Annotated in this window: 17 protein-coding genes; 8 read left to right on the top strand and 9 right to left on the bottom strand. The window is 69.3% G+C overall.

What is annotated here, in order from left to right; all coding sequences use genetic code 11:
* Positions 1-98: 98 nt before the first annotated feature.
* Positions 99-419, bottom strand: a complete 321-nt coding sequence (locus RAMLITH_RS21340) for a hypothetical protein (RefSeq protein WP_168109470.1) — start codon at positions 417-419, stop codon at positions 99-101.
* Positions 420-808: 389 nt separating this feature from the next.
* Here RAMLITH_RS21340 and RAMLITH_RS21335 point away from each other — a divergent pair, with 389 nt between their 5' ends.
* Positions 809-1153, top strand: coding sequence for a hypothetical protein (locus RAMLITH_RS21335; protein ID WP_168109469.1), 345 nt, complete (start codon positions 809-811; stop codon positions 1151-1153).
* Positions 1154-1174: 21 nt separating this feature from the next.
* Here the strand turns inward: RAMLITH_RS21335 and RAMLITH_RS21330 are convergent, their stop codons facing one another.
* Both RAMLITH_RS21330 and RAMLITH_RS21325 read right to left on the bottom strand, forming a co-directional pair.
* Positions 1175-1633 (bottom strand): hypothetical protein, encoded by a 459-nt coding sequence (locus tag RAMLITH_RS21330; RefSeq protein WP_168109468.1) that lies wholly within the window; start codon positions 1631-1633, stop codon positions 1175-1177.
* A gap of 168 nt (positions 1634-1801) precedes the next feature.
* Positions 1802-2203 carry a response regulator gene (locus tag RAMLITH_RS21325; RefSeq protein WP_168109467.1) on the bottom strand — a complete coding sequence of 134 codons (402 nt, stop codon included), beginning with the start codon at positions 2201-2203 and terminating at the stop codon, positions 1802-1804.
* A gap of 159 nt (positions 2204-2362) precedes the next feature.
* On the opposite strand from RAMLITH_RS21325, the gene RAMLITH_RS21320 reads away from it, so the two are divergent.
* Positions 2363-4822 carry a sensor domain-containing protein gene (locus tag RAMLITH_RS21320; protein WP_168109466.1) on the top strand — a complete coding sequence of 820 codons (2460 nt, stop codon included), beginning with the start codon at positions 2363-2365 and terminating at the stop codon, positions 4820-4822.
* 13 nt (positions 4823-4835) lie between these two features.
* On the opposite strand, the gene RAMLITH_RS21315 is transcribed toward RAMLITH_RS21320, so the two are convergent.
* Positions 4836-5561: a hypothetical protein gene (locus RAMLITH_RS21315; protein ID WP_168109465.1), complete on the bottom strand. Its 726-nt coding sequence runs from the start codon at positions 5559-5561 to the stop codon at positions 4836-4838.
* A 221-nt stretch (positions 5562-5782) separates the two neighbouring features.
* On the opposite strand from RAMLITH_RS21315, the gene greB reads away from it, so the two are divergent.
* The gene (gene greB, locus RAMLITH_RS21310) at positions 5783-6346 is read left to right on the top strand and encodes a transcription elongation factor GreB (RefSeq protein WP_168109464.1); all 564 of its coding nucleotides are present in this window, start codon (positions 5783-5785) and stop codon (positions 6344-6346) included.
* On the opposite strand, the gene RAMLITH_RS21305 is transcribed toward greB, so the two are convergent.
* The 5 genes from RAMLITH_RS21305 to RAMLITH_RS21285 form a co-directional block, all read right to left on the bottom strand.
* The gene (locus tag RAMLITH_RS21305) at positions 6343-8610 is read right to left on the bottom strand and encodes a RelA/SpoT family protein (RefSeq protein ID WP_168109463.1); all 2268 of its coding nucleotides are present in this window, start codon (positions 8608-8610) and stop codon (positions 6343-6345) included. The two genes, greB and RAMLITH_RS21305, sit on opposite strands and share 4 nt — an antisense overlap.
* A 100-nt stretch (positions 8611-8710) precedes the next feature.
* Complete coding sequence (rpoZ, locus tag RAMLITH_RS21300; RefSeq protein WP_168109462.1) at positions 8711-8914, bottom strand: DNA-directed RNA polymerase subunit omega; 204 nt, start codon at positions 8912-8914, stop codon at positions 8711-8713.
* 13 nt (positions 8915-8927) lie between these two features.
* Positions 8928-9548 carry a guanylate kinase gene (gmk, locus tag RAMLITH_RS21295; RefSeq protein WP_168109461.1) on the bottom strand — a complete coding sequence of 207 codons (621 nt, stop codon included), beginning with the start codon at positions 9546-9548 and terminating at the stop codon, positions 8928-8930.
* Between the two features lie 113 nt (positions 9549-9661).
* Positions 9662-10741 carry a hypothetical protein gene (locus RAMLITH_RS21290; protein WP_168109460.1) on the bottom strand — a complete coding sequence of 360 codons (1080 nt, stop codon included), beginning with the start codon at positions 10739-10741 and terminating at the stop codon, positions 9662-9664.
* Positions 10742-10824: 83 nt separating this feature from the next.
* On the bottom strand, positions 10825-11733 hold the full coding sequence (locus RAMLITH_RS21285) for a YicC/YloC family endoribonuclease (protein WP_168109459.1): 909 nt from the start codon (positions 11731-11733) through the stop codon (positions 10825-10827).
* Positions 11734-11801: 68 nt separating this feature from the next.
* Here RAMLITH_RS21285 and RAMLITH_RS21280 point away from each other — a divergent pair, with 68 nt between their 5' ends.
* From RAMLITH_RS21280 to hemW, 5 genes are all read left to right on the top strand, one after another.
* Positions 11802-12815: a serine/threonine protein kinase gene (locus tag RAMLITH_RS21280; RefSeq protein WP_168109458.1), complete on the top strand. Its 1014-nt coding sequence runs from the start codon at positions 11802-11804 to the stop codon at positions 12813-12815.
* A 3-nt stretch (positions 12816-12818) separates the two neighbouring features.
* A complete protein-coding gene (locus RAMLITH_RS21275; protein WP_168109457.1) occupies positions 12819-13724 on the top strand; it encodes a PP2C family protein-serine/threonine phosphatase in 906 nt (301 codons plus the stop codon).
* A 106-nt stretch (positions 13725-13830) separates the two neighbouring features.
* On the top strand, positions 13831-14562 hold the full coding sequence (gene rph, locus RAMLITH_RS21270; protein ID WP_168109456.1) for a ribonuclease PH: 732 nt from the start codon (positions 13831-13833) through the stop codon (positions 14560-14562).
* 57 nt (positions 14563-14619) lie between these two features.
* The gene (locus tag RAMLITH_RS21265) at positions 14620-15228 is read left to right on the top strand and encodes a non-canonical purine NTP pyrophosphatase (RefSeq protein WP_168109455.1); all 609 of its coding nucleotides are present in this window, start codon (positions 14620-14622) and stop codon (positions 15226-15228) included.
* A complete protein-coding gene (gene hemW, locus RAMLITH_RS21260; protein ID WP_238344315.1) occupies positions 15225-16478 on the top strand; it encodes a radical SAM family heme chaperone HemW in 1254 nt (417 codons plus the stop codon). Before RAMLITH_RS21265 ends, hemW begins: the two co-directional genes overlap by 4 nt.
* Positions 16479-16529: the final 51 nt, after the last annotated feature.

Raw genomic sequence — 16529 nt, 5'->3', positions numbered from 1 at the left:
TTGCGGACCCGCAAAAGGCAAGGGCTCGCGTCGCGATGACGCAAGCCCTTGTGCCTGATGCCGGGGCCGGGAGAGCGGCAGCTCTCCCGGTGGCCGCTTTAGTTGCGGTCGGCGCGGGCGCTGCGAGTCGTGGTGGTGTCCGTGCTGGCCGAGGCGCCTGACGTGCGCGTGTCCACGCTCACGCCGTTGCGGGTACGGTTCACGTCCACGTTCTTCTGGTCGCCGTCCTTGCCGACGTTGGCTTCCACGCCGGGCACGCCCTTGTCGGAGGCGTTCCTGCCGACGTCGACGTTGACGCCCGGCACGCCGCGATCGCGTTCGGCCTTGGTATCGGTGCCTTGGGCCTGGGCTTGCACCGACAGGGCGGAGATGGCGACGGCCAGGGCGGGCCACAGGAGACGGGTCTTGATCTGCTTCATGGTTGATGTCCTTTACTCTGGAATCCAGAATGTGCAAGGACGAGGACGCGCGCCGGGTCGGCGGTCGCCTCATGTCCGCGTCGGAAGGCGCCTCGTGCACGCCTGGCTCGGCAGCGAGCCCCGGCACCGATCGCGCAAAAAAATGGCGCCCGCGCGGGGCGCCACATGCCATGCGGCATTCAAGGAGTTACCTGGTCCGCGCCGCGTCTCTTCGGCGGGAGGCATGTCCATTCTGGACCATCGGCCGGCTGCTGCGCGCTCATGGCGGGAAAACCCCGAGCACGGCTCTCGGTGGTTTCCCTGTATCGCTGAACCCCGCGCGCAAGGCGCGGTCCAACCTGCATTGCATTGGTGCAAATGGAAGTCTGCGGACCATCGGGGATTCGATCATGTCGTCAGTTCATCACGTTGACCACTCGCCGCTCGCCTTCGACCTGCTGGCGCGGCTCGAACTCTACGAAGCCGATCTCGAGCAGGTGGAGCAAGGCCGCGTCGACGCGGCCTGGTACCGGCTCCTGGATCGCCAGCTCGCGGGCATGGGCGCGTGCACCGGCGCGCTGCCGCAACTCGCCGCCAGCATCATGGACATCGCGCTGGTGCATACGCAGCTGATGCAGGCGCTGTTCCGCCGAGCGGGCGACGGCATCGCGCAGCTGCTGCGTCGGCAGCGCGCCGCCCTGCGGGCGCTGCGCGAGCGATGCCTCGCGCTGATCGGCCACGTCGCCCGCCGTTGAATCGACGCTCGGCGGGTGCCGTCACTCGCCCGACGACGCTCCTGCTTCGGGCCGCAGCCGCCGGCGCGGCTGCCAGGTGGCCGCCGCGGCCACCAGCGGCTCCCACGGCAATTCGGCGAGGCTGCCATGTCGCTGCTGCGCGCCGCACACCATGCGGTGCACGTCGGCGTCGGGCGCGACCACCACCTGCTGCAGTGCCGCGAGGCCGCTGCACTGCAGCCGCAGCGCATGGACATGGATCAACGGTTTACCGGGCGGCGGCAACCGCAGGGCGGCCCGGGCCCGCTCGTGGAGCAGCGTCGCCAGCGACCCGCAGCGCTCGCGCGCGGCCGGCGAGCTGCATGCCAGCACCTCGTGCTCGTCGGCGCACTGGCGGCGCGCGAGCTCGCAAGTGGCGGTGCGCGCCAGCAGTGCCTTGGAAAAAACGCAGCCTTGCTCGATGTCGCAGCAGGGGGAGACGGGCGGGTCGGGGTACTTCACGGGCGCCTATCGTCGCGATCCCGCCCGGCTTCGTCTTTCGGCGGCCACATGTCCGTGGCTGAAGGCGGGTTATCGGCCGCGCGCCGGCGCCACCGGCGCCGTGGCGGTAGGCCGCCGGATGCCCGCTCGCACGCTGGCGTTACAAATCGCCGGCGGCGGACCGGCGGCTCATGCCGCCTCGCGATGGGCTTGCGCTATCCGAAAGCACTGGTGGGCGCAGTAATCGACCAGCGCGTCGATCTCGGTCGACTTGTCGAACACGGCGTCGACGCCGATCTGGGCGCACCGCTTGCGCACGCTCGGATTGATGTAGTTGCTGAAGACGACGATCTTCTGCGACGGCCGCCGCCGGGCGATGCGCTCGGCTAGGTGGATGCCGCTGCCCTGCTTGAGGAAGAGGTCGACGATGACCAGGTCCCAGCCGTCCGGGTTGGCTTCGATCCAGCCGATCGCCTCGTCTTCGGTGGCGCTCGTGCCCGCCACCCGGACGGACGTGAGTTCTTCGAGCGTGCCGACGAGGTTCTCTCGAATGGTCGGGTTGTCCTCGATGACGTAGGCTTGAAGATGCACGGGAGCTCGTAGGGTGGGGTCGTGGCGGCGGGGAGTCTTGCCTGACTCTACGGGTGGGCCACTCCCCGCACATCCGGACGAGCCCCCGTCGTGGCGTAGGAGGCTGCCTACCGGGTGCAGCGGAGAATCGCGCGCGGCCCTACGATCGGGCCCCAGCACATGACGCTCGCACCAGACCAGACGGACAAGGCCCAGCTCGAACGGATCCGCACGCTGCTGAAGCTGCTCGAACGGGCGGCTTTCGTCGGCGTGTGGACGCTCGACCTCGCGCGCGACCGGCTGGAGTGGTCCGAGCAGCTGGCCGCGATCCACGGCGCTCCGCCGGACTACACGCCGGCGCGGGCCGATGCGTTCTCGCTCTACGCGCCCGAGTGGCGCGACAAGATCGAGGCGCTGGTCGCCACCTGCGCCGAGTCCGGCGATCCCTTCGACGAGGAGATGCAGATCCTCACCCTGCAGGGGCGCCGCCTGTGGGTGCGCACCATCGGCCACGCGGTGCGCGACGGCGACGGCAGGATCGTTCGCATCGAGGGCGCGTTGCAGGAGATCTCGCCCCAGGGCCACCGGGTCGGCACCCTGCTGCGCCACAACGTGAGCATGGGCGGCGCGATGAGCAGCGGCGAGGCGTTCGCCACCGTCGATCGTGAAGGCCGCTTCACCTACGTCAACGAGCAGGCGGAAAAGCTCCTGGGGCGGGACGCCGCCGACCTGCTGGGTCGCGCCATCTGGAGCTGCTTCCAGAAGACGGTGCGGATCCGGCTCGAGGAGGCGTTCCGGCGCAGCATGGCCAGCGGCGAGGTGCTCGAGGTCGAGGAACTGGACGCGCGGCTTTCGGCGCGCATCGAGGCGCGGGGCTATCCATTCGGCGGGGGGCTCGCCGTGCACCTGCGCGACGTCACCGCGCGCCACAAGGCGCAGGAACACCTGCGGCTGCTGGAGAGCAGCATCGCGCGGCTCAACGACATCGTGATCATCACCGAGGCCGGTCCGTTCAACGAGCCCGGCCCGCGCATCGTCTTCGTCAACGAAGCCTTCGAGCGGCGCACCGGCTACCGGCGCGAGGAGGTGCTCGGCCGCACGCCGCGCCTGCTGCAGGGCCCCGGCACCCAGCGCCGCGAGCTCGATCGCATCCGCGCCGCGATGGAACAGTGGCAACCGGCGCGCGTGGACCTCATCAACTACAAGAAGAACGGCGAGCCGTTCTGGGTCGACCTCGAGGTGTCGCCGGTGTGGGACGAAGCGCGCAGGCTCACCCACTGGGTGGCGGTCGGCCGCGACATCACCGAGCGCAAGACCGCCGAGGAGAAGATCCAGTACCTGGCGTTCTACGATCCGCTGACCCGGCTGCCGAACCGCCAGTTGCTGCTGGACCGGCTGCACCGCGCGCTGTCGGACAAGGAGCGTCCGCGCGAAGGCGCGCTGATGTTCATCGACCTGGACAACTTCAAGGTGCTCAACGACACGCTGGGCCACCAGAAGGGCGACCAGCTGCTGCAACAGGTGGCCGAGCGGCTGCGCTCCTGCGTCCATCGCGGCGACACGGTGGCGCGGCTGGGCGGCGACGAATTCGTGATCCTGCTGGAGAACAACCACTACAAGCCGCTCGATCCGAGCGCGGCCGCCCACGCGGTGAGCGAGCGCATCCTGGGCAAGCTGGGCGAGCCCTACGTGCTGTCGGGCCACCTGCACCACAGCACCTGCAGCATCGGCGTGACCCTGTTCGGGCGTTCGCCGTGGACCGTGAGCGAGCTGCTCAAGCAGGCGGACCTCGCGATGTACCAGGCCAAGAACGCGGGGCGCAACGCGGTCTGCTTCTTCGACCCGGAGATGCAGGCGGTGGCGACGGCCAACGCGACGCTGGCGACCGACCTGCGGCAGGCCTGGCGGGAGAACCAGTTCCTGATCGACTACCAGCCGCAGGTGGGGGCCGACGGCCGCATGTCCGGCGTGGAAGCGCTCCTGCGCTGGCGGCACCCGCACCGGGACCTGGTGGCGCCGGCCGACTTCATCTCCACCGCCGAGGAAACCTCGCTGATCATCCCGATCGGCCGCTGGGTGCTGGAGCAGGCCTGCGCGCAGCTCGCGGAATGGGCCAGGCGGCCGGATCGCCGGCACCTGAGCATCGCGGTGAACGTGAGCGTGCGCCAGTTCCGCCATCCCGATTTCGTCGATGAGGTGATGACCGCGATCGCCGACGCCGGCATCGCGCCGCACAAGCTGAAGCTGGAACTGACCGAGAGCCTGCTGGCCGAGGGCATCGAGGTGACCGTCGCCAAGATGGGCAGCCTCAAGGACATGGGCGTGACCCTGTCGCTCGACGACTTCGGCATGGGGTATTCGTCGCTGTCGTACCTCAAGCGGCTGCCGCTGGACCAGCTCAAGATCGACAAGGCGTTCGTCAAGGACATCCTGACCGACGCCAACGACGCGGCCATCGCCCGCACCATCATCGGGCTGGCGCAGAGCCTGGGGCTCAGCGTGATTGCCGAAGGGGTGGAAACACGCGAGCAGCGCGACTTCCTCGCGCAGCAAGGCTGCCTCGAGTACCAGGGCTACCTGTTCTGCAAGCCGCTGCCGATCGAGGAACTGGAGCAGTTCATCGACCGGCAGGCCGGGTGAGCGCGCGGCCGGCTCAGAGCGGCGCGATCTGCAGCGGGGCCATCGCGACCGCCCGCGGCATGCGCAGCTGCACCATGTCCGGGCTGCGCACGAGCTCCACCGCTTCGGCCTCCGCCAGCGCCTGCACGTCCGCCCATTCGAGCTGGCGGTAGCCGGGCTCGAACGGAAGTCCTTCCGCGTCGGGGCGCGGTGCGACGCGCACCGTGATCTGCGCCATCCCGCCGACCACCTCGGCCTTCACCCGGACTTCGCACGGGCCGGCCGCGGCGTCGGTCAGCGTGATCAAGGTGGCCGTGAGGAGGTGCCGCAACGCCACGCGCGACACCTCGAAATCGGTCTCGGCGACGTCCCTGGCGACGCTGAAGCCGCGGAAATTGAAGTTGCTGGCCAGCAGCGCCAGGCATTCGTCGACGCCCTGGGGCAGGCGGATGCCTTCGTCCTCGACCGGCTGGATCCAGGCGGCGACCTTCAGACAGTTCATCACCGCGTCGCGCGCCAGCCGGTTCAGCTTGGAGATGCTCGCCTGGAACTCCGAAGGCGCCGGCGACCCGCGCTCCAGCCGCGCGTTCAGCACCTCCGCCATCATGGCGACCGCCTGCAGGTTCACCACCATGTCGTGCTTCAGGGAGGGAGCCAGCCGGCGCAGCACGCCGTAGCGGGCGGACTCGGCGCCGAGCCGCCCCTTGCGGCCGGCGGTGCTGCCCGTTTCCGCCGCCGTTTGCTCGGCCGTTACGGACACCGCGATTCTCCCGCCGGGAACCGGCCCATTTGCACCTGCACACTCATGTTCGTCTTTCGTGGAGGCTGGCCGGCTGGCAAGCGCCGGCGCAGCGGAACGGAAGCCCGCGGGGCTCCTTGCATCCGACTGTGCCCCAACCGCAGTCCGGCGGGCGTAGGAGAGCGTCCATCCCGCTGTAGGAGAGCGCGGCGCGCCCCGACGCACGCGGCTATGCTTGCGGCATGAACAAGGCGTTCACCAGGGAGCGCGACGACGCCGACGAAGAGGAAAGCGTCACGGCCGCGCCGCCCGCCGGCGGCAAGAACTACATCACCCCGCAAGGGTATGCGCGGCTGCGCGCCGAACTGATGCAGCTGATCGACCAGGAGCGGCCGCAGGTGGTCGAAGTGGTGCACTGGGCGGCGGGCAACGGCGACCGCTCGGAGAACGGCGATTACCTGTACGGCAAGAAGCGCCTGCGCGAGATCGACCGCCGCATCCGGTTCCTGACCAGGCGGCTCGAGATCGCCGAGGTCACCGACCCCTCGGTGCACCACGGCCGCGACCAGGTGTTCTTCGGCGCCACCGTGACCTACGCCGAGCCGTCCGGGCAGGAGCGCACCGTGACCATCATGGGCATCGACGAGGCCGACAGCGCGCAGGGGCAGGTCAGCTGGATCTCGCCGATCGCGCGGGCGCTGCTCAAGGCACACGAAGGCGACGTCGTGAAGCTCGCGACGCCGGCCGGCGTGCAGGAGATCGAAGTGCTGGAGGTCAGCTACCCGGCGCCGGGCGCGCCAGGCTAGGCGTTCCCGCCGGCGCGCGCGCGCTGCACGTTCATCACCGAGGGCGTGCGGCGCAAGGTGCGCATCACCGACTCCAGGTGCGCGCGGTCGCGCACCGCGATCACGAACCGCAGGTCGGTGGCGTCCTGGGCCCGCTGGTCGCCCATGTCGACGTGGGTGATGTCCGCCTCGGCGCTGGCGACCGCGACGGCCACCCGCGCCAGCACGCCCTTGCCGTTGGTCACCGTGACCAGCACGCTGGCCTCGAACGGCCGCACCGGCTCGTCCGCCCACTCCACGCCGATGAAGCGCTCGGGATCGCGGCTCTGCAGCCGCCGCGCCACGGCGCAGTCGTCGCAATGCACCACCAGCCCTTCGCCGCGGCCCAGGTAGCCGAGGATCCGGTCGCCCGGGACCGGCCGGCAGCAGGTCGCGAACTGCACCGACGCGTTCTCGCTGCCGTCCAGGGTGACCTCGCCCTGCGAGACGTTCTCGTGCGCCGTGTAGCGCTCGCGCGTGATCAGCAACTGGTCCGGCTTTTCGCCGCGCTCGGCCAGCATGGTCACCAGCCGCTTGGCAACGATGCTGGCGATGCGCTTGCCCAGCCCGATGTCGGTGAGCAGTTCGGCCCGAGTGCGGTTGCCCGTGAAGCGCAGCAGCTTCTCCCAGATCGGGTGGTGTTCCTCGTCGTCCTGCGGCAGCTTTTCCAGGCCCTCCGCCCGCACGGCCTGCGCCAGCAGCTTTTCGCCCAGCTCCTGCGATTCGGCCTGCGCCAGCGACTTCAGGTGGTGCCGGATCTTCGAGCGGGCGCGGCCGGTGCGCACGAAGCCCAGCCAGGCCGGGTTGGGCGTCGACACCGGCGCGGTGACCACTTCGACGACGTCGCCGTTCTTCAGTTCGGTGCGCAGCGGCACCTGCACGCCGTTGATCTTGGCGGCCACGGTGCGGTCGCCGACGTCGCTGTGGATCGCATAGGCGAAGTCGACGACGGTGGCGCCGCGCGGCAGCGCCATGATCTGGCTCCTGGGCGTGAACACGTAGACGGCGTCGGGGAACAGGTCGATCTTGACGTGGTCCCAGAACTCCGCGGCGTCGCGCGTCTCGTGCTGGATGTCGAGCAGCGACTGCAGCCATTTGGTGCCCAGGCCCTCGGCGCCTTCGCCGGGATGGTCGGCCTTGTAGAGCCAGTGCGCCGCGACGCCGGATTCCGCGACGAGGTGCATCGCCTCCGTGCGCATCTGGAATTCGACGTTCACGCCGGCCGGGCCGACCAGCGTCGTATGCAGCGACTGGTAGCCGTTGACCTTGGGGATCGCGATGTGGTCCTTGAAGCGCCCCGGCACCGGCTTGTACATCTGGTGCAGCACCCCGAGCGCGCGGTAGCAGTCCATCACCGTGGGCACCACGATCCGGAAGCCGTAGATGTCGGTCACCTGGGCGAACGAGAGGTGCTTTTCCTCCATCTTGCGGTAGATGGAATAGACGGTCTTCTCGCGCCCGGCGATGCGCACCTGCATGCCGGCCTGCTCGAAGGCGGTCTCGAGCTCGCGCTGCACTTTCTGGATCAGGTCGCGGCGCCGGTTGCGCGCCCGGGTCACCGCCTTGGTCAGCGTGGCGTGCCGCCAGGGGCGCAGGTGGCGAAAGGCCAGTTCCTGCAGTTCGCGGTAGGTCTGGTTCAGGCCGAGCCGGTGCGCGATGGGCGCGTAGATGTCCAGCGTCTCAGACGAGATGCGGGCCCACTTTTCGCGCGGCACGTCGGCCAGCGTCCGCATGTTGTGGGTGCGGTCGGCCAGCTTGATCAGGATCACCCGCACGTCGCGGGCCATCGCCAGCAGCATCTTGCGGAACGACTCCGCCTGGTTTTCCTCGCGCGTCGTGAACTGCAGCTTGTCGAGCTTGGTCAGCCCGTCCACCAGTTCGGCGACGGCCGGGCCGAAGCGCTCGATCAGCTGCGGCTTGGTGACGCCGCAGTCCTCGATCGCGTCGTGCAGCAGCGCCGCCATCAGCGCCTGCACGTCCAGCTTCCATTCGGCGCACTGGGCCGCGACGGCGATGGGATGGGTGATGTAGGGCTCGCCGCTGGCCCGGATCTGCCCCAGGTGGGCCTCGTCGGCGAAGCGGTAGGCGCGGCGGACCTGCTCGGCCTCGGTCGCGTCCAGGTAGTCGAGCCGGGCCGTGAGCGCGGCAAAGCTGGCGGCAGCCGCGTTCGCCGCCGCCGGGCTCTCGACCGGGGGCGCCTCTGGGGGTTTGCCCCGCCCGGAGGAGGGCTGCAGCACGGCGCTCATGCCCACATCGTAACAAGCGCGCGGCTCGTGAGCGCCCACATAACAAAAAAGCACCGCAATGCGGTGCCTGTTCCGGGGCCGGAGGGCCGGTGGCGCGGCGTCAGCCGGGGACCTTCTTGAGCATTTCCAGGCCGACCTTGCCCTGGGCGATCTCGCGCAGGGCGGTGACGCCCGGCTTGTTCTTGCTCTCGATCCTGGGCGCGTGGCCCTGGCTCAGCATGCGGGCGCGGTAGGTGGCGCACAGCACGAGCTGGAACCGGTTGGGAATGTGCTGCAAGCAGTCTTCGACGGTGATGCGTGCCATGTGCGGGGTCTTTTCAGAGGATGTGGAGGGCCTTGAAGGTCTCGGCCCGGGCGCGGCGTTGCGCGGAGAACTTCAGCCGCTGGGCATGAACGATGGCCTTCAGGTCGAAAAGGGCTCGTTCGAACAACTCGTTGATTATAACGAAGTCGAATTCCCTCGCCTGTGCCATCTCTTCCGCGGCATTCTGCAGCCGCAGGTCGATGGTGTCCGGCGAATCCTCGCCGCGCCGCTGGAGCCGGGAGCGCAGCTCGTCCCAGCTGGGCGGCAGGATGAAGATCAGCACGGCGTTGGCGAAGATCCGCTTGATCTGCAGCGCGCCCTGGTAGTCGATCTCCAGGATCACGTCGGCGCCGCGGGCGATGCGCTCCTCGATCGCCCGCTTGGAGGTGCCGTAGCGGTTGCCGTGCACGAAGGCCCATTCGACGAAGCCGTCGGCCAGCACCATCTGGTCGAATTCCTGCTCCGACACGAAGTAGTACTCGCGCCCGTGCTTTTCCTGGCCGCGCGGCGGCCGCGTGGTGTGCGACACCGACGGCTGCACCTGGGAATCGAGCTCCAGCAAGGCCTTGACGAGGCTCGATTTGCCCGCGCCGCTCGGCGCGGCGACCACGAAAAGGTTGCCTGGGTAGTCCACTGGTTGTCGGCGTTCTGGGGCCGGCTATCTTATCAGCCGGTGCCGCGTCGCCCCGGACGAAGCAAGCCGGCCGGGCCTCGCGGCCGGCCGGCTTCGCGCCCGGCCGGGCAGGCTCAGAGCGCCTGGCCGTTCAGCTTCACGGAAGTGGCCTCCATCACCACGCCGCCGTTGACCGACTTGACGTGCAGCCCCTTGCCGCGGACGAACCAGTTCGTGCTCGGCGCCGAGCCGGGGCCGGAGCTCACCTCGAACTTGCATGCGTCGTAGGTGCCCGCCGGCACGGTCACGGTCTCGTTGCCGAGGTAGGTCGTGGTGGACGAGGTCTGGTACGACCCGCCAGGTGTCTCCGCGCCGTTGATGACGTAGGAGTACGAGGTGTTCTGCGTCGCCGTGAACGACTCGCCGATGGCGAGCGAGGCGGTGCGGTCGACCCATGGCGGCGTGTAGACGGTGCGCATCGCGGGAGCCAGCGTCGACTCTTCGGTGGCCATTCCGTACTGGGTGACCTCGCCCACGCCAGTGCGGGCCGCATATACCTTCGCCGTGATCGTGAAGCCGCCTTGCATCGAGCTGGTGGTGGCGGTGACCGTTTCGCGCGCCTGGTAGCCCTGGAACGAGACCAGCCCGCCGACGGTGGAGTCGATGGTCTGGGTGCCGGTCATCGCCCCCGTGTACGAATAGCTCACCGTGAGCCGCGTGCCTTGGGTGTCCAGCAGGGCCAGGTCGAAGCAGCCGTTGCCGGCCCCGGCCGGCGGCGGGGTCGTCGGCGTCGGCGCCACCGGAGTGATGTAGTTCGTCACGAGGCCTTGCGGCACCGGCGCGTCGATCGAGCCGCCGAAGGGTCCGCCGATGACGTAGATCGCGCCTACTTCGTAACTCGTGCCGGCGACCACGACGACGCCCAGGTAGACGCCGGTCTCGGGGTAGTGGCGGTAATGGAACGGGCCCGCGGACTGCGTCGGCTGATGGCTGGGGAAGTAGCCGGCGTATTGGGGCGCCGACTCGGCGGCGTCCATCAACTGGCGCGCGGCCTCTTCGGGCGTGACGCCGGCATTGCGCAAGGCCTGCGCCTGCGAGCGCAAGGCGCTCGCGGTGACCGCGGGCGTCGCGGCCTCCATCGTGTCGCTGCCGCCGCCGCAAGCGCCCAGCGCGGCCGCGACGGCGACCGTCAACAAGGTCTTCCTGATCTGCAAGGTTGTCTCCTACTGCTGTTGAGGTGCGGATGCTACCGGCGGTAACACCCTGCAACAGTAGGAAACCCGTTTCCAGGAAGGGATTACTCGATGTTCTGGACCTGCTCGCGCATCTGCTCGATCAGGACCTTCATGTCGACCGAAATGCGGGTCAGTTCCAGCGCCGCGGACTTGGAGCCGAGTGTGTTGGCCTCGCGGTGCAGCTCCTGGATCAGGAAGTCCAGGCGCTTGCCGATCTCGCCGCCCTTCTTCACGAGCCGCTCGATCTCGTCGATGTGGGAGCCGAGCCGCATCAGCTCCTCGGCCACGTCGATGCGGATGGCGAATGCCGTTGCCTCGGTGAGCGCGCGGTCCTGCGCCGTTTCAGGCACGGCGGCGCCATCGGCGAGCGCCATCGCCTCCTTCCACCGTTCGAGGAACCGCGTGCGCTGCTGCTCGACCAGCTGCGGCACCAGCGGCTGCGCCTGCTGCACCAGATCGCGCAACTGCCTCAGGTGGCCGAGCATCATGGCGGCGACCCGGGAACCTTCGCGCTCGCGGGCCGCCATCAGGTCGTCGAGCGCGCCGCGGGCCAGGCGGGGCAGGGCTTCGGACCAGTCCGCCGCCGCGCCACCGTCGGTCTCCGCCAGGCGGATCACTTCGGCGATGCCGAGCGGGCGCGCATCCGGCAGCCAGGTGCGGACCTGGTCCTGCAGGGCGCCGAGCCGCTGCAGCAGCCGCGGCGACGGATCGCGCAGCACGTCGCCCGACGTCGACTCGAGGTAGCCGCGCACTTCGACCTTGCCCCGCTTGATGCGCGCGGCGACCAGCTCGCGCAGCGCGGGCTCGTGCTGGCGCAGTTCCTCGGACAGGCGGAACGACAGGTCGAGAAAACGGCTGTTGACCGAGCGGATCTCCAGGCCGAGGCGGCCGCCCCTGGCTTCAGCCGCCGAGCCCGCCGGCGCGCCACTGTGCTGGGCGCTTGCGTACCCGGTCATGCTGTAAACTGGCATGGAGTTCGTCGGTCGTTGCGGGATTGCGAGAATAATCGGGTCAGGGCCGGGCCCTGTATTCTTCAATTATGTCAAAGGTCAAACCAGCCCCGCTCCCCCCGGACACCGTCATCGGCGGCTACCGCGTGGTGCGCAAGCTTTCCTCGGGCGGGTTTGGCGTGGTCTACTTGGCGGTCGACAACGAGGGACAGCAGGTCGCGGTCAAGGAATACCTCCCTGCCTCCCTCGCCTCGCGTGGCCCCGGGGAACTGCTGCCGCAGGTGCAGCCGGAAAAGCTCTCCCTCTACCGCCTCGGCCTCAAGAGCTTCTTCGAGGAAGGCCGCTCGCTGGCGCAGATCTCGCACGCCTCCGTGGTCAGCGTGCTGAACTTCTTTCGCGAGAACGAAACCGTCTACATGGTGATGAACTACCTGGAGGGCGCGACCCTGCAGGACTTCATCATCACCGCGCGCGAGCTGAAGAAGCAGAAGGTGTTCCGCGAATCGTCGATCCGCTCGCTGTTCGACGAGGTGCTGCGCGGCCTGCGCATCGTGCACCAGCACAAGATGCTGCACCTGGACATCAAGCCGGCCAACATCTTCATCACCGACGACAACAAGGCGGTGATGATCGACTTCGGCGCGGCCCGGGAAGTGCTGTCCAAGGAAGGCAACTTCATCCGGCCGATGTACACCCCCGGATTCGCCGCGCCCGAGATGTACCGGCGCGACTCGTCGATGGGCCCGTGGACCGACATCTACGCGATCGGCGCCTGCATCTATGCCTGCATGCAGGGCTATCCGCCCAATGATGCACCGCAGCGGCTGGAGAAGGACCGGCTGGCGCTGGCCCTGTCGCGGCTGCGCGGGGTCTATTCGGACAACCTGATCGAGGTCGTCGAGTGGTGCATGTCGCTGGACCCGCTGTCGCGGCCCCAGTCGGTGTTCGCCCTGCAGAAGGAGCTGAGCCGCGAAGGCGAGCGGCGCTACACCAAGCTCACCGTCGGCGAGAAGATGCGGCTGCAGTTCGACAACATCATCTCCGACACCAAGAAGAACGTGAAGCGCGCCGGCGCCACCGCGTTCGGCGCGCGCGCCAAGTAAGCGATGAAATTCTCGGTATTCCAGATCAGCCGCAAGGGCGGCCGCGAGAAGAACGAGGACCGCATGGGCTACTGCTACACGCGCGAGTCGGGGCTCTTCCTGCTGGCCGACGGCATGGGCGGGCATCCCGAGGGCGAGGTGGCGGCGCAGCTCGCGCTGCAGACGATCTCGGCGCTGTACCAGAAGGAAGCGCGTCCCATGGTGGGCGACGTCAGCGAATTCCTGGCCACGGCGCTGATGGCCGCGCACCACCAGATCATCCGCTACGCCAGCGAAAAAGGCATGCTGGACACGCCGCGCACCACGATGGTCGCCGCGATCCTGCAGGGCTCCTACGCCACCTGGGTGCATTGCGGCGACTCGCGGCTGTACCTGGTGCGCCATGGCGAACTGGTCACGCGCACGCGCGACCACTCGTACCTGGAGCAGCAGACCAATGCCGGCGTGGTGCGGCTGGACCGCGTCAACCGCAACATCCTGTTCACCTGCCTCGGCTCGCCGAGCAAGCCGGTGTTCGACGTCACCGGCCCGGTGATGCTGCAGCAGGGCGACAAGATCCTGCTGTGCTCCGACGGGCTGTGGGGCAGCGTGCCGGATGGCGAGATCGTGCGCTCGCTGAGCACCCGGTCGGTGTCCGAAGCCGTGCCCGAGCTGGTGGAGAACGCGCTGCGCAACGGCGGCGAGCACTCCGACAACGTGACGGTCATCGCCCTGGAGTGGGAAACGCCGGACAGCTTCGAGTCGACGCGCGGCATCTCCACCGACAGCATCATGGACGGCGTGTTCGCCTCGACCATCCAGGCCGGCGTGCTCGACACGGTGGTCGAGGACCTGGACGACGCTGCCATCGAACGGTCGATCGCCGAGATCAACGAGGCGATCCGGCGCAGTGCGGGGAAGAAGGCGTAGCTTTCCTGCCCGCAGGGGCCAGGAGGCCGGGCTGGGCCCCAGGGGAACAGCCCGGCCTCCACTTCAACCTCCAGCTTCCACCATCCACCTCTAGTCCCTAGCCCCTATGAATTTCACCCGCCCCGGCGGCCGCTTGCCCGACCAGCTCCGCCCCGTGCGCATCACGCGCGGCTTCACCATCCACGCCGAGGGCTCGGTGCTCATCGAGTTCGGCAACACCCGCGTGCTGTGCACCGCGTCGGTCGAGGACAAGGTGCCGCCGCACAAGCGCGGCAGCGGCGAGGGCTGGGTCACCGCCGAATACGGGATGCTGCCGCGATCGACGCACACCCGCAGCGATCGCGAGGCGGCGCGCGGCAAGCAGAGCGGCCGCACGCAGGAGATCCAGCGGCTGATCGGCCGCTCGATGCGCGCGGTGTTCGACCTGAAGCTGCTCGGCGAGCGCACCATCCAGCTCGACTGCGACGTGCTGCAGGCCGACGGCGGCACCCGCACCGCCGCGATCACCGGCGCGTACGTGGCCGCGCACGATGCCGTCGCCCGGCTGCTCGCGGGCGGGCAGCTCGCGGCGTCGCCGATCACCGGCCCGGTGGCGGCGGTGTCGGTCGGCATCGTGCAAGGCGTCCCGGTGCTCGACCTCGAATACGTCGAGGACGTGGCCTGCGACACCGACATGAACGTGGTGATGACTGGCGCCGGCCATTACGTCGAGGTGCAGGGCACCGCCGAAGGCGCGGCCTTCACGCGTGCCGAGATGGACCACCTGCTGCGCCTGGCGGAGCAGGGCTGCGCGCAGCTGGTGGTCATGCAGCGCGAGGCGCTCGCGCGCGCCGCCTGAGACGGCAGCGGGGGACCCACGGCCGCGCTGCGGCGCGGCACAATCCGCCTTTGCGCCATGATCAGCAAGATCGTCCTCGCCTCGAACAATCCCGGAAAACTGGCCGAGTTGCGCGCCATGCTCGCGCCGCTCGGCATCGAACTGGTGCCGCAAGGCGAGCTGGGCATCCCCGAAGCCGAGGAGCCGCACCGCACCTTCGTCGAGAACGCGCTGGCCAAGGCGCGCCACGCGGCGCGCGCGAGCGGCCTGCCGGCCATCGCCGACGATGCCGGGCTGTGCGTGGCCGCCTTCGGCGGGCTGCCGGGCGTTGACACGGCGTTCTACGCCACGCAGTTCGGCTACCCCAAGGGCGACGCCAACAACGTGAAGGCGCTGCTGGAGCAGCTGCGCGGCCACGAAGACCGGCGTGCGGCGCTGGTCAGCACGCTGGTGGCGCTGCGCACCCCCGATGATCCCGAGCCGCTGATCGCCGTCGGGCGGGCCGCTGGCGAGATCGCGCCGGCGCCCGTCGGCGAACATGGTTTCGGGTTCGATCCCGTGATGTACATCCCGGAGCTGGGCGGCACCTTCGCGCAGCTGCCGCCCGAGGTGAAGAACGCCAACAGCCATCGCGGCCAGGCGGCCCGACGGATGATGGAGCTCATTCGCGAGAGCTGGCTGCGATGACGGGGCGCACGCCGGTCATGATGGCGAGCGCCGGCGGCACCGGCCGCGCCGTCCAGGACGTGCAGCATTACCTGCGGCCGGGCACGCTGCAGCTGCCGGCCCAGCCGCCGCTGTCGCTGTACGTGCACCTGCCGTGGTGCCTGCGCAAGTGCCCGTACTGCGATTTCAATTCGCACGAGCTCGCCGAGGGCGAGGTGCCGGAGCAGCGCTATGTCGACGCCGTGATCGCCGACCTCGAGGCATCGCTGGGCATCGTGTGGGGGCGAGAGGTGCACAGCATCTTCATCGGCGGCGGCACGCCCAGCCTGTTCTCGCCGCAGGCCATCGATCGCCTGCTGGCGGACCTGCGGGCGCGCCTGCGGCTGGCGCCCGACTGCGAGGTCACGCTGGAAGCCAACCCCGGCACCTTCGAGAAGGACCGCTTCCGGGCCTTCCGCGCCGCCGGCGTGACCCGGCTGTCGGTGGGCGTGCAGAGCTTCGACGACGAACGCCTGCGGGCGCTGGGTCGGGTGCATGACCGGGCGCAGGCGATCGCCGCGCTCGAGGAGGCGGCGCTGGCGTTCGAGACCTTCAACCTCGACCTGATGTACGCGCTGCCGGGGCAGGACATGGCCGGCCTGGAGCAGGACGTCGCGCAGGCGCTGTCGCTCGCGCCGCCGCACCTGTCGGTGTACCACCTCACCATCGAGCCGAACACCTTCTTCGCGAAGTACCCGCCGCAGGTGCCGGACGACGACCTCGCCTATTCGATGCTGGACCGGATCACCGAGCTGACCGCGGGCGCCGGCCTGCAGCGTTACGAGGTGTCGGCGTACGCGAAGCCCGGGCACCGCTGCTGGCACAACGTCAATTACTGGCAGTTCGGCGACTACCTCGGAATAGGCGCCGGCGCGCACAGCAAGCTGACGTTCCCGCACCGCGTCGTGCGCCAGGTGCGCCTGCGCGACCCCCGCCTGTACATGGAAGGCGCGCTGGCGGGCCGGGCGCTGGCGCAGGACGACGAGGTCGCGCGGGCCGACCTGCCGTTCGAGTTCATGCTCAACGCGCTGCGGCTGCGCGACGGTTTCGCCTTGGCCCAGTTCACCGCGCGCACCGGGCTGCCGCTGACGGCGATCGCGCAGCCGCTGCAGGAGGCGGAGCGCCTGGGGCTGGTGGAGCGCGACCTGAACCAGGTGCGCCCGACGACGCGCGGCTTCGACTTCCTGAGCGACCTGCAGGCGCTCTTCCTGCCGCCGAACGCCCGTCCTTGACCTGGCGCAAGTGAAGGAGGGGCCGGAAATGCATTTCGTGCATGCCGGGGA

It is taken from the genome of Ramlibacter lithotrophicus (assembly GCF_012184415.1).
In the GTDB taxonomy this organism is placed as follows: domain Bacteria; phylum Pseudomonadota; class Gammaproteobacteria; order Burkholderiales; family Burkholderiaceae_C; genus Ramlibacter; species Ramlibacter lithotrophicus.
Note: the sequence above shows the minus strand (reverse complement) of the source record. Positions and strands in the feature narration are given on the sequence as shown.